The sequence below is a fragment of the Brevibacterium sp. Lmc1 genome (genome assembly GCF_057654315.1).
The window spans coordinates 2,570,295-2,583,432 of record NZ_CM172803.1; the positions used below are offsets into that span (position 1 = coordinate 2,570,295).

The following is a 13,138-nucleotide window of genomic DNA, read 5'->3' on the forward strand; positions in this document are numbered from 1 at the left end:
GCACCGTCTCGTCAGCCTCAGGCAGCTCTTTCGCCGGCGGGGGAGGCGTGTCAGTGTTTCGGCACGTCTGGCTCTCCACCGTCGTCGAGAGGATCCACCCGTCCGTCGTTCTGAACGTATGGGTCTCGCGCGCCGCGGCGGTCCGCACGAGGGTCGTAATCCTCGGCTAACGGTTCCTCGGCACGAGGACGAGCGCCCTGTTCCGGCATCTGCTGATCAGCACGGACGTCCTGGTGCTGGGCGTAGGGATCGCGGCGCACCGGTTCCTGACCGCCAGACTGGTCCGGACGAGGCGCATCCTGCCGAACAGGCTGTTCAGGATAAGCGTCGTTCCGTTGAACTGGCTGATCGGGACGGGATGCACCCTGCTGAACAGGGTGTTCGCGGCGAACGTCGTTGCGCGGTACCGACTCGTCAGGGCGATGTCCGCTCTGTTGCGTGTACTGATCGCCATACGGATCAGCCTGGTGGACTGAGGGATCCTGACGCGCGTAATTCTGCTGCGCCTGCGCATCATGCCGAGTACCGTTCGGCGGAACTTGCTCGTCCTGCCGAGGAGCGTTCCGCGGCGCAGCTTCATCGGCAAGCTGTTCGTTCTGGTTGACTGCCGACGCTCCGTGAGCGCCAGCGCCTGCCGCCCCAACAGCACCGGTGCCGTCTGCACGACGGGTGTCCCCCGCGTTTTCCGGCGTGTCCGGATCCAGTTCGTCAGCACGCTGCAGCTTGCGATCGTGTTCGACGCGTTCAGCTTTCACGGCTTCTTCGCGTTTTGCTGCCTCAGAGTCCAGCTGCTCGGCCTCTGCCGCCTGACGATCAGCCTCGGCAGCACGAGCGTCGGCCTCAGCCTTTGCGCGCTTGGCCTCTGCTCTCTGTTTCTCGACTTCGGCCTCTCGAGCACGAACATCATGTTCGGATTCAGCGGCCTCCTGCCGAATCTGTGCGGCCTCTTGCCGCTGGTGCTCGCGCTTCTTCGCTGCCGCCTTGCGGCTGACTGCGATGATGATCCCGACGATGATCAGGACCACGACGATGGCGACGACAATCCAGATGATGGTTGACGCGTTCATGCGGTCTCTCCTTTACTGTCTGTTCGGACGGCATTGTTGTGATGCATCCGACACAGCGGACAGTTTCATCGTCGCACGGTGCTGAGCCCGGAACATGTACAGCGGCTGAGAGTCTGCTGATGGTCGACGAGCCTCGCCTATCAGATCGGATTGCCGCGAACCATCAATTCCATGACGATCCATTTGGCGAGAGTCTCCGGATCGACTTCGAGCATATGGGGCATCCGCAGCGTCCGCCGGCGGTCGGGAGTATCCGGAGTTCTGATGCTCACGTCGATATAGGAGCTGACGTTGACCTTGGTGATGTGGACTTCGAGGATGCGCGCCCACGGCACTCCACCTTCCGGGAAACCGTCAGCAGCAGCCCAGAGACCGAATTCATTGACGATCACCTGTGGTGCCGGCTGCCCGGTCCGCCGTAGTCCAAGGAAGCCAACAGGATTGCGCAGAAACTGCTTTGCCCGGTTGAACCCGATTGCGACCTCACCGTCGCGAGCAAGTTCGGCCTTAAGAACGTCAATTGTCTTCTTCTCCATCCCTTCCCTCCTCCCCTAATTACTACCTGACGGCGGCGCAGCAACCTCGCGCCAGGTAGCAGTACCCCCGTCAGGTAGTAATAAGCACCAGCTCTCACACCCGCACGTGAACACACACGAATGCACCGGTTCGTGAATACAGTAATGGCCCCGCCCAAAAACTGGACGAGGCCATCACCTTAAAAAATATTGCGGCAGTCACTTACTCTCCCACAACCACCAAGTTGCAGTACCATCAGCGCGAATGGGCTTAGCTACCGGGATCGGAACGGTTAACCGGGCGTTTCCCCACCACTATCACCACCGCAAAACCAACAAACCACCACCACAACCCCACACAGGGTTGTCAGCGGTAGTGGTCCAAGAACCGCACAGCGAACGCGAACACCAAAAACTATGTCATGCGCACCCTTCACAAGGGCGCATTCTCTCATCACAACCAGAAAAGATTACTCATAGAAACATTCTTCCACACACACCAACCCCCAAAAGGATAGTTCAGTGAGTGATCGGTGTATTAGTACCAGTCAACTCCACACCTTACAGTGCTTCCATACCCGGCCTATCAACCCCATCATCTATAGGACACCTCCCCTGACAAAAGTCAGTTGGAAATCTCATCTCGGAGCCGGCTTCCCGCTTAGATGCTTTCAGCGGTTATCCATCCCGAACGTAGCCAACCAGCCATGCTCCTGGCGGAACAACTGGCACACCAGAGGTTCGTCCGTCCCGGTCCTCTCGTACTAAGGACAGACCTCCACAAATTTCCTACGCACGCAGCGGATAGGGACCGAACTGTCTCACGACGTTCTAAACCCAGCTCGCGTACCGCTTTAATGGGCGAACAGCCCAACCCTTGGGACCGACTCCAGCCCCAGGATGCGACGAGCCGACATCGAGGTGCCAAACCATGCCGTCGATATGGACTCTTGGGCAAGATCAGCCTGTTATCCCCGAGGTACCTTTTATCCGTTGAGCGACCACGCTTCCACAAGCCATGGCCGGGTCACTAGTCCCAGCTTTCGCTCCTGCTCGACACGTCCGTCTCACAGTCAAGCTCCCTTGTGCACTTACACTCGACACCTGATTGCCAACCAGGCTGAGGGAACCTTTGGGCGCCTCCGTTACTCTTTAGGAGGCAACCGCCCCAGTTAAACTACCCATCAGGCACTGTCCCTGAACCCGATCAGGGTCCGAAGTTAAGGAATCCACTATGGTCAGAGTGGTATTTCACCGATCGACTCCACCCCAACTAGCGTCAGGGCTTCCCAGTCTTCCACCTATCCTACACAAACCACACCGAATCCCAATACCAAACTATAGTGAAGGTCTCGGGGTCTTTCCGTCCTGCTGCGCGTAACGAGCATCTTTACTCGTAATGCAATTTCGCCGAGTTCGTGGTTGAGACAGCAGAGAAGTCGTTACGCCATTCGTGCAGGTCGGAACTTACCCGACAAGGAATTTCGCTACCTTAGGATGGTTATAGTTACCACCGCCGTTTACTGGGGCTTAAATTCTCCGCTTCACCCACAAAGTGGGTTAACAGGTCCTCTTAACCTTCCAGCACCGGGCAGGCGTCAGTCCGTATACATCGACTTACATCTTCGCACGGACCTGTGTTTTTAATAAACAGTCGCTTCTCTCTGGCCTCTGCGACCACCACCAGCACATCCCAGAGCAAGTCTGGTTCACCGGGATGGTCCCCCTTCTCCCGAAGTTACGGGGGCATTTTGCCGAGTTCCTTAACCACGATTCTCTCGATCACCTTAGTATTCTCTACTCGACCACCTGTGTCGGTTATAGGGTACGGGCAACACACACCCTCACGTCGATGCTTTTCTCGGCAGCAGAGGATCACCAGATCACCCCACCAATGTGGGGCGCCCATCAGCTCTCACACTCAAATGTGGGGACGGATTTACCTACCCCCACGTGCTACAACCTTAGACCGTGACTACCATCGCACGGCCTGGCTACCTTTCTGCGTCACACCTCACGCTTACCGACTCCACACTCAGGTCCCCCACTCAAACCCAACCACAGGCCCGAAGGCCTGACGGGATCATCACGGGGTTAGTATCGTGTGTTTTGGTACTGTCGGTTGTGTGTCGGTACCAGAATATCAACTGGTTGTCCATCGACTACGCCTGTCGGCCTCGCCTTAGGTCCCGACTTACCCAGGGCGGATTAGCCTAGCCCTGGAACCCTTGGTCATCCGGTGGACGGGTTTCTCACCCGTCTTTCGCTACTCATGCCTGCATTCTCACTCGAATCGCCTCCACCACTCGTTCACACGGCAGCTTCTCCGGCAACTCGACGCTCCCCTACCCAACACCACACCATTACGGCTATACGTGGTGCTGCCACAACTTCGGCGGTGTACTTAGCCCCGCTACATTATCGGCGCTCAATCACTTGACCAGTGAGCTATTACGCACTCTTTCAAGGGTGGCTGCTTCTAAGCCAACCTCCTGGTTGTCTTCGCAACTGAACATCCTTTCCCACTGAGCACACGCTTAGGGGCCTTAGTTGATGGTCTGGGCTGTTTCCCTCTCGACAATGAAGCTTATCCCCCACTGTCTCACTGCCACGCTGAACCTTGACTGGCATTCGGAGTTTAGTTGACGTCAGTAACCCGGTAGGGCCCATCAGCCATCCAGTAGCTCTACCTCCAGCAAGAACCACGCAACGCTGCACCTAAATGCATTTCGGGGAGAACCAGCTATCACAGAGTTTGATTGGCCTTTCACCCCTAACCACAGGTCATCCCCTCCATTTTCAACTGAAGTGGGTGCGGGCCTCCACGCGCTCTTACACACGCTTCACCCTGCCCATGGCTAGATCACTCCGCTTCGGGTCTAGGACACGCGACTGGAACGCCCTATTCGGACTCGCTTTCGCTACGGCTACCCCACACGGGTTAACCTCGCCACGCACCGCTAACTCGCAGGCTCATTCTTCAAAAGGCACGCCATCACAGTCATCTAGATACTGCTCTGACGGATTGTAAGCACATGGTTTCAGGTACTCTTTCACTCCCCTCCCGGGGTACTTTTCACCATTCCCTCACGGTACTATTCCGCTATCGGTCATCAGGAAGTATTTAGCCTTACCAGGTGGTCCTGGCAGATTCACACGAAATTCCACGAGTTCCGTGCTACTCGGGCATGCACACACTGCGAACAGTCAGCGTTTCGTCTACGGGACTCTCACCCACTCCGGTCCTGTTTCCCACCAGGTTCGACTACACCAACAACACTCACAGACCGGTCATGCTGGACCGGACCACGTACACCCCACAACACCCCTGCAGCAACACCAGCACGCTTGACACTGCACAGGTTTAGGCTCATCCAGTTTCGCTCGCCACTACTCCCGGAATCATTGTTATTTTCTCTTCCTGCGGGTACTGAGATGTTTCACTTCCCCGCGTTCCCTCCACATGCCCTATATATTCAGACACGGGTCACCACCCTCACGAGTGGCGGGGTTTCCCCATTCGGAGACCCTCGGATCAACGCCTGTTTATCGGCTCCCCGAGGCTTATCGCAGATTTCCACGTCCTTCATCGGCTCCTGATGCCAAGGCATCCACCATGCGCTCTTACACACTCACCCAACCCCCAAAAAAGGGACCAGCTTCATGTGCGCGAAAAATATTGTTTCATTCACCTTAACTAGATGATGACAAGAAAAATCACATTACATAAACACCACACAAATATGGTGTTTGATGCTCGCGTCCACTATACGATTCTCAAACCACTACCAAACACCCACCACCACACAACCGCTTCACGCTGCTGCCTGTTGGTCGGGTTGGTCCTGTTGGTTGAAACCACACCCACACAATCGTGTGGGGTTTGTGATTCCAGGACCCAATAACGTGTTCGTTCTAGCCCACCCGATCACTCACCGCACCCGGGGCATTGACCCCAGCCGGGCTGTGTGGGCAAGCGGAAGAAGTGATGTTCCACCCTTGAGCTCTCATGATGACCACATACGGGTCATACCATGAGGATCTTAATGTGTGCTCCTTAGAAAGGAGGTGATCCAGCCGCACCTTCCGGTACGGCTACCTTGTTACGACTTAGTCCCAATCACCAGTCCCACCTTAGACGGCCCCCTCCCACAAGTGGGTTGGGACACCGGCTTCGGGTGTTACCGACTTTCGTGACTTGACGGGCGGTGTGTACAAGGCCCGGGAACGTATTCACCGCAGCGTTGCTGATCTGCGATTACTAGCGACTCCGACTTCACGTAGTCGAATTGCAGACTACGATCCGAACTGAGACTGGCTTTAAGGGATTCGCTTACCCTCACGGGTTCGCCTCTCTCTGTACCAGCCATTGTAGCATGCGTGAAGCCCAAGACATAAAGGGCATGATGATTTGACGTCATCCCCACCTTCCTCCGAGTTGACCCCGGCAGTCTCCTATGAGTTCCCACCATCACGTGCTGGCAACATAGAACGAGGGTTGCGCTCGTTGCGGGACTTAACCCAACATCTCACGACACGAGCTGACGACAACCATGCACCACCTGTACACCAGCTCCAAAGAGAAGAACTGTTTCCAGAACGGTCCAGTGTATGTCAAGCCTTGGTAAGGTTCTTCGCGTTGCATCGAATTAATCCGCATGCTCCGCCGCTTGTGCGGGCCCCCGTCAATTCCTTTGAGTTTTAGCCTTGCGACCGTACTCCCCAGGCGGGGCACTTAATGCGTTAGCTACGGCGCGGAGAACGTGGAATGTCCCCCACACCTAGTGCCCAACGTTTACGGCATGGACTACCAGGGTATCTAATCCTGTTCGCTCCCCATGCTTTCGCTCCTCAGTGTCAGTTACAGCCCAGAGTCCCGCCTTCGCCACCGGTGTTCCTCCTGATATCTGCGCATTTCACCGCTACACCAGGAATTCCAGACTCCCCTACTGCACTCTAGTCAGCCCGTACCCACTGCACGCGCAACGTTAAGCGTTGCGTTTCCACAGCAGACGTGACCAACCACCTACGAGCTCTTTACGCCCAATAATTCCGGACAACGCTCGTACCCTACGTATTACCGCGGCTGCTGGCACGTAGTTAGCCGGTACTTCTTCTGCAGGTACCGTCACTTTCGCTTCTTCCCTGCTGAAAGCGGTTTACAACCCGAAGGCCGTCATCCCGCACGCTGCGTCGCTGCATCAGGGTTTCCCCCATTGTGCAATATTCCCCACTGCTGCCTCCCGTAGGAGTCTGGGCCGTGTCTCAGTCCCAGTGTGGCCGGTCGCCCTCTCAGGCCGGCTACCCGTCGTCGCCTTGGTAGGCCATTACCCCACCAACAAGCTGATAGGCCGCGAGCCCATCCCCGATCGAAAAACTTTCCACCAACCCTCATGCGAGGGATGGTCGTATCCGGTATTAGACCCGGTTTCCCAGGCTTATCCCGAAATCAGGGGCAGGTTACTCACGTGTTACTCACCCGTTCGCCACTCATCCACCAACAGCAAGCTGTCGGCTTCAGCGTTCGACTTGCATGTGTTAAGCACGCAGCCAGCGTTCGTCCTGAGCCAGGATCAAACTCTCCATAAAAAACTTTATGTTACGAATGAATCCCAGCAAGACAGCCAACCCCTCACGGGGTGAGAAGGTTGACCAAAAAATACTGACCAAACACACCATCCACCCATGTGATGCGAGAGGTTCGGCGAAGAACCACCCACCACAGGTGAACCAATGTTTGGCCAGGTGATTGTCTTACCAGAAAATAAAAATGTTCTGGCATCACAACTTGTTCAAACAAACACGCTATTGGATTCTCAAACCACAAACACACACCCATCACCACCACCCGAAAACCGAGCGTGTTCACTGGGGGTATCAGTTTCATTTTGTGTCACCCACCCGATCGCCTGAACCCTTGGATCAAACCGTGTTTGTCCTGGTCAGACCCGGTGGAAACTCTGTCTCGAAGACGGTGTTTCCGGCGGGGCAACGAGATATAACTCTAGACCACCCCAGAGCCACCGTGCAACTCGAAACCGGAAATTCACCTGTGACACCCGTCACCAGCTCCAGATGCCCGGTTTCGCACCTACTTCCACAAGCACAAACGTACGGCTGCAGAACCCCGCCGTGCTCTCGCCGGCGGCAGCAGATTGCCCTCATTGTGCAGATGATTCCCAGCGTTTCAGCGCGTCCCGACCCCTACACTGACGGGATGACTCAGAAAGAGCAGCGAGAACGACTTGGCCGCAACGACCTCGATCTCGAAGACGCCCTCATCGACGAGGCGGCCAATACAGTCACTGAGGGTGCCAAGCGGCTCAACCGGAAGTGGCCGGAACTCATCGTCACCGGGCTCTTCGGCGGCATCGATGTCGGGCTTGGCATCTTGGCCATGGTGCTCGTCAAGCAAGCGACCGGGTCGACGATCCTCGCCGGGATGGCATTTGGCATCGGCCTCCTGGCATTGAAGCTGGCGCACTCGGAACTGTTCACCGAAGAATTCCTCCTTCCGATCAACGCCGTCATCGCTGGCCAGGCGAATTGGATCCAGGTGCTCCGCCTCTGGCTGACCACTCTCGTGACGAACCTGATCGGGGGCGCGGTCTTCGCCTGGCTGATCATTATCGCCCTCCCGGATTACCACAAGACGATTGCGGATATGGCGCTCGGCTATATCAACCAGTCTTCACTCATCGTCATGCTCGCCCTCTCACTACTGGCCGGCGCGACAATCACTTTGTCAACCCGTATGCAGCAGGGAACACAGAACGACGTCGTCAAGGCGATCGTCTGTATGATCACCGGTCTGTTGGTGATCGGCGTCAGCATGCTGCACGGAGCTATCAATGCGATCGTCATCTTCGCCGCCATGATGACGGGCGCGGACATTTCGATCCTCGAGTTCCTGCAGTGGTTCGGAATCGTGATCCCGTTCAACATGCTCGGCGGACTGCTGATCATTACCCTGCCCCGAATCGTGCGCACTCGCCGCGTGCTCTGGGCAGTACGCCAAGGCCGCATCTCTCTCGAGGACCTCGAAGAACAGGGTTCCTGAATCCGTGGTTCAGGCTCCGTGGTAGCCGGGCATCAGCCGGTCGCTGTCGACGATCTGCTTGCCCAGCGGCATGAGCGAGACAGGAATGAGTTTGATGTTCGCCCAGCCGAGTGGGATGCCGATGATCGAGACGAACAGCGGGATCGAGGTGACGACGTGTCCGATGGCGAGCCAGACGCCGGCGACGATGAGCCAGATGATGTTGCCCAGGGTCGTCGCCACTCCCGCCGGGCGGGTTTCGATGACCTCGCGGCCGAAGGGCCAGAGTGCGTAGTTACCGATGCGGAAGGACGCGATGCCCCACGGGATGGTGACGATGAAGATGCAGGCGATGATGCCGGCGGCCCAGTATCCGAGTGCCAGCCAGAGCCCGGAGAAGATAAACCAGATGATGTTGAGCAGGGTGCGCATGATCTCCTCGTGCGTTCGTCAGTCGGTATTCGTTCGGTTGTCCGTCATCTGCCAGTCTGCTCGATGACCGCATGCTTTTCCATGGTGATGGCCCCACATCGCCGGTCCGGTTGACCGCAGGCTGCCGGAGCGCACGCTGATTGATCGCGTTCCGTAGGCCGCAAAGCTGCCGCCGAAGCCACCTCTACAACGCGTCCTCTTGTGTTCGTCGATGACAAGGTTTCCCGTTGTCGAACGGGCCCAACCGTCGTGAATGCAACAATGCCGTGTCCTCCCAATGAGGAGGACACGGCATTATCAGTGACGGAGGCTGCTCAGCCGACGATGTCGACAGCACCGAGGGTCTTCTTGCCTCGGCGCAGGAGGACGACTCCCCCGGCTTCTGTGGAGAGCACATCATCGGAAGTCAGAGTCTGCTCCTGATCGGCGACCTTGACGTTATTGACGTATGCTCCGCCGTCCTTGATGGCGCGACGTGCTTCACCCTTGGACTTGACGATGCCGGAAGCGACGAACGCATCCGCAACAGGCAGGCCTTCGGCCAGCTGGGTCGTCGACACCTCACCGCGCGGCAGCTCGGAAGTTGCGGCACCCAGCGTCGAGGCATCGAGACCTGCCAGCTCTCCTCCACCGAAGAGGGCGGAGGCCGCGGCGATGGCCTGTTCGTAAGCCTGGCGTCCGTGGACCAAGGTGGTGACATCCTCGGCGAGGGCCTTCTGCGCCACACGGGTGTGCGGGGCAGCAGTGAACTCGGCTTCGATGGCTTCGATCTCGCCGAGCGGGCGCAGCGAGAACACCTTGAGGTACTTCACCACGTCGCGGTCGTCGGCGTTGAGCCAGAACTGGCTGAACGCGTACGGGCTGGTCAGCGACGAATCGAGCCACACGGTGCCGGATTCGGTCTTGCCGAACTTCGTGCCATCGGCCTTCGTGATCAGCGGGGTGGCCAGGGCATGGACGGACTTCTGCTCGACGCGGCGGATGAGGTCGACGCCCGAGGTGAGGTTGCCCCACTGGTCGGAGCCGCCGGTCTGCAGGGAGCAGCCGTAGCGGCGGTTGAGCTCGAGGTAGTCGTTGCCCTGGAGGATCTGGTACGAGAACTCGGTGAAGGAGATCCCGGCTTCGCTGTTGAGGCGAGCGGAGACGGATTCCTTCGCGAGCATCCGGTTGACCGGGAAGTGCTTGCCGATGTCGCGGAGGAAGTCGATGGCCGACAGCTGCGAGGTCCAGTCGAGGTTGTTGACGATCTGCGCGGCATGGGGGCCATCGAAATCGAGGAATTTCTCGACCTGGGCGCGGATCTTCGCCACCCATTCTTCGACGACTTCACGCGGGTTGAGCGTCCGCTCCCCCGACATGCGCGGATCGCCGATGAGACCGGTTGCACCGCCGACGAGTGCCAGCGGATTGTGTCCGGCCTGCTGGAGGCGGGCGGCGGTGAGCAGCTGGACGAGGTTGCCCATGTGCAGGCTCGGGGCCGTCGGATCGAAACCGACATAATAGGTCAGCGACTCCTCGGCCAGGGCTTTCTGCAGGGCGGTCTCGTCAGTAGATACTGCGACGAGCCCGCGGGCCTTGAGTTCGCTGAAGATGTCGGTCACTTCGGTCCTTTCGAATCAGTGGTCTGTGCCGGCGCGGAGCCGACGGGGTCAATTCTACGTGGTCGCCGAGGCGGCCGTGCCCTTGGTCCGAGACCGCAGAGTTTCCCTCATCGATAGACCTCGCGGCGGTGCCCAAGGTGGAGCACCAGCACGACCAACTCGTCATCGATGACGTCGTAAATCACCCGATAGTCTCCCACCCGAATCCTGAACTCGCCGGAGCCCCCTTTCAACTGAATGCACCCAGGAGGACGTGGCTCTTCGGACAGCTCCTTGATCGACGCGACTAATCGACGCGCGATAGGGCGATCAAGTTTGCGCAGTGCCTTCGCCGCTGAAGGCACGTAACTGATCGAGTAGGTCACTGTGATGGCTCAGAGCCCGAGTTCTTGCTCCAGTTCTTCCTGAGACACTCGCCCGCTCTCTTGTCGAGCTGCAGCGGCGGCCCGCACATCAGCCTGATCTTCGAGAGCTCGGAGAGCTCGATCATAGAAGTCGGGAGAAACAACTACCGCGCGCCGAACGGCCCCACGGGAAGTGATCTCGACAGGCTCGCGCTGCGCGGCAGCGATGAGGGTGCTCTGTTGGCTGCGGAATTCAGACATCGTTACTGAGCTCATTCCATTATTGTACAACTTGTACAAGTTGTACGGAAGACTGCATTTCACAGCCGAGCCGCCGAGCATGCCCCAAACACATTCACGGAAGAACCGCCTCAAAAAAAACTTTCGCTCAGTTGTCGAAATCTCGGAACCAGCCTCGATGTCACACTAGAAGGGCCGAGAGGCGGTCCTCGATGAAAGGCAGAACAATGAAGTACGTGATCCTGATCCATTCGAATCCGCAGCCCTGGGGCCACCCCACCGGCGACTATGTTGCCGAGGTTCAGGCCCTGCCGAAGGAACAGCGCGAGAAGATGGACACCGACTTCGAAAAGCTGTTGGGCGAGCTACAGGAGCGCGGCGAACTGCTCGGTGGCGAGGCCCTGGGTGACCCCGCAGCCTCCACGCTCTACCGGTGGAAGTCTGGTGAGCCGACATCGACCGATGGTCCCTACGCAGAGTCGAAAGAACACCTCGCTGGATTCTTCTCGATCGACGTCGAATCGCAGGAGCGCGCCGAGGAGATCGCCGCCGGTTTCGCCGGTCCCGGGGAGACGGTGGAACTGCGACCGGTCATGGTCTTCGGTGACGACGGCGAATGACGATGACGACCGGTGAGGATGTGTGGCGCCGCGAGACGCCGAACATCCTCGCTGCTCTGATGAGGCGATTCGGTGATTTCACCGCATGTGAGGACGCCGTTCAAGAAGCTCTGCTCGAAGCGTCTCAGCAGTGGCCGTCGGCAGGAGTGCCGAACACGCCTCGAGGTTGGCTATTGCGGGTGGCGTCCCGCCGGCTTATCGATGCCAAACGTCAGGACAGTGCGCGTCTCGAGCGCGAACGACGAGTGTTCGCGCGTGATCATCCCGATGAGTCCCCCATCGCCGAGGCGGCCGTCGAGGACCGTGATGCCTCGTTGGAGGTGCTCGCTCTGTGCTGCCATCCGTCGCTCAGGCCCGAAGCTCAGGTGACCTTGGCATTGAGGGCGGTCCTCGGGCTGAGCACGGAGCAGATCGCCGCTCTGTATTTCATTCCGTCCGCGACAGCGGGGCAGAGGATCAGTCGGGCGAAGACCACGATCGACGAGCACGGTCGGAATTTCCCGCGACCAGGCACGGAGACCGAGCGTCTTCCCGCGATGCTCCATGCCCTCTATCTCATGTTTACCGCCGGGCACAGCCGCCCGAACGGTAGAGACCTCTTCGACAGGGAAGTCACGTCCGAGGCGATCAGGTTGGCTCGGCTGCTTTATGCATCGCTGTCCGATGAGACCGAGACTGCGGGGTTGCTTGCGCTCATGCTGCTCAGCGAGGCACGTCGACCGGGCCGCAGGAACCCAACCGGCGAATTGGTGACTCTGCGCGATCAGGATCGCACGCGGTGGAATGCGAAGATGATCTCCGAAGGGGTCAGACTTTTGGAGACTGTACTCCCGACCGGACCGGTCGGTGCGTATCAGCTGCAGGCTGCGATCTCTGCTGTTCACTCCGAGGCATCGACCTGGGAGGAGACCGACTGGGCTCAGATCGTCGAGCTCTACTCGATGCTCGCGCGCGTCGCTCCGTCTCCGACTGTCACCCTGAATTATGCGGTGGCCGTCAGCGAGGTCCACGGTCCACGCGCCGCCCTTGAGATGCTCGAGCCCCTCCTCGCGGACAAGCGAATGAGTCGCAGTCACCGGCTCTTCGCCGTGCGGGCGCCGATGTTGGAAGCCCTCGGAGATCTCGCAGAGGCGCTGGCCGCCTACCGGACCGCCAGCAGGCTGTGCACGAATGTCCCTGAGCAGAGATACCTCAATGCTCAGATCACTCGGCTGAGTAAAGAGCTCGACGCCGAGAAGATCTGAAGCACCGGATCGTTCACCGTCGAATGCCCCGGCATC

General features: G+C 58.5%; 9 protein-coding genes and 3 rRNA genes. 3 read left to right on the forward strand and 9 right to left on the reverse strand.

Annotation, left to right across the window (positions count from 1 at the left end; all coding sequences use genetic code 11):
* Positions 1-50: 50 nt before the first annotated feature.
* The 5 genes from AC239G_RS11470 to AC239G_RS11490 all read right to left on the reverse strand — a co-directional run bounded on the left by AC239G_RS11470 (position 51) and on the right by AC239G_RS11490 (position 7,171).
* Positions 51-1,067 (reverse strand): hypothetical protein, encoded by a 1,017-nt coding sequence (locus AC239G_RS11470; protein WP_181271757.1) that lies wholly within the window; start codon positions 1,065-1,067, stop codon positions 51-53.
* A gap of 140 nt (positions 1,068-1,207) precedes the next feature.
* Entirely contained in the window at positions 1,208-1,603 is a 396-nt protein-coding gene (locus AC239G_RS11475) for a hypothetical protein (RefSeq protein ID WP_487488883.1), read from the reverse strand.
* A gap of 189 nt (positions 1,604-1,792) precedes the next feature.
* Positions 1,793-1,911 (reverse strand): 5S ribosomal RNA (rrf, locus tag AC239G_RS11480).
* Between the two features lie 189 nt (positions 1,912-2,100).
* Positions 2,101-5,220 (reverse strand): 23S ribosomal RNA (locus AC239G_RS11485).
* 423 nt (positions 5,221-5,643) lie between these two features.
* Positions 5,644-7,171 (reverse strand): 16S ribosomal RNA (locus AC239G_RS11490).
* The 16S, 23S and 5S rRNA genes sit together here, the layout of an rRNA operon.
* Before the next feature lie 181 nt (positions 7,172-7,352).
* Between AC239G_RS11490 and AC239G_RS11495 the strand changes: the two genes are divergently transcribed.
* A complete protein-coding gene (locus AC239G_RS11495; RefSeq protein WP_487488884.1) occupies positions 7,353-8,642 on the forward strand; it encodes a formate/nitrite transporter family protein in 1,290 nt (429 codons plus the stop codon).
* 9 nt (positions 8,643-8,651) lie between these two features.
* On the opposite strand, the gene AC239G_RS11500 is transcribed toward AC239G_RS11495, so the two are convergent.
* The 4 genes from AC239G_RS11500 to AC239G_RS11515 all read right to left on the reverse strand — a co-directional run bounded on the left by AC239G_RS11500 (position 8,652) and on the right by AC239G_RS11515 (position 11,274).
* Positions 8,652-9,053, reverse strand: coding sequence for a YccF domain-containing protein (locus tag AC239G_RS11500; RefSeq protein WP_487488885.1), 402 nt, complete (start codon positions 9,051-9,053; stop codon positions 8,652-8,654).
* Between the two features lie 314 nt (positions 9,054-9,367).
* On the reverse strand, positions 9,368-10,654 hold the full coding sequence (tyrS, locus tag AC239G_RS11505) for a tyrosine--tRNA ligase (RefSeq protein ID WP_487488886.1): 1,287 nt from the start codon (positions 10,652-10,654) through the stop codon (positions 9,368-9,370).
* 107 nt (positions 10,655-10,761) lie between these two features.
* The gene (locus AC239G_RS11510; RefSeq protein WP_487488887.1) at positions 10,762-11,019 is read right to left on the reverse strand and encodes a type II toxin-antitoxin system RelE family toxin; all 258 of its coding nucleotides are present in this window, start codon (positions 11,017-11,019) and stop codon (positions 10,762-10,764) included.
* A 9-nt stretch (positions 11,020-11,028) separates the two neighbouring features.
* A complete protein-coding gene (locus AC239G_RS11515; protein ID WP_487488888.1) occupies positions 11,029-11,274 on the reverse strand; it encodes a type II toxin-antitoxin system prevent-host-death family antitoxin in 246 nt (81 codons plus the stop codon).
* A gap of 191 nt (positions 11,275-11,465) precedes the next feature.
* Between AC239G_RS11515 and AC239G_RS11520 the strand changes: the two genes are divergently transcribed.
* Entirely contained in the window at positions 11,466-11,858 is a 393-nt protein-coding gene (locus AC239G_RS11520) for a YciI family protein (protein ID WP_487488889.1), read from the forward strand.
* Positions 11,855-13,102: an RNA polymerase sigma factor gene (locus AC239G_RS11525; RefSeq protein WP_487488890.1), complete on the forward strand. Its 1,248-nt coding sequence runs from the start codon at positions 11,855-11,857 to the stop codon at positions 13,100-13,102. Before AC239G_RS11520 ends, AC239G_RS11525 begins: the two co-directional genes overlap by 4 nt.
* Positions 13,103-13,138: the final 36 nt, after the last annotated feature.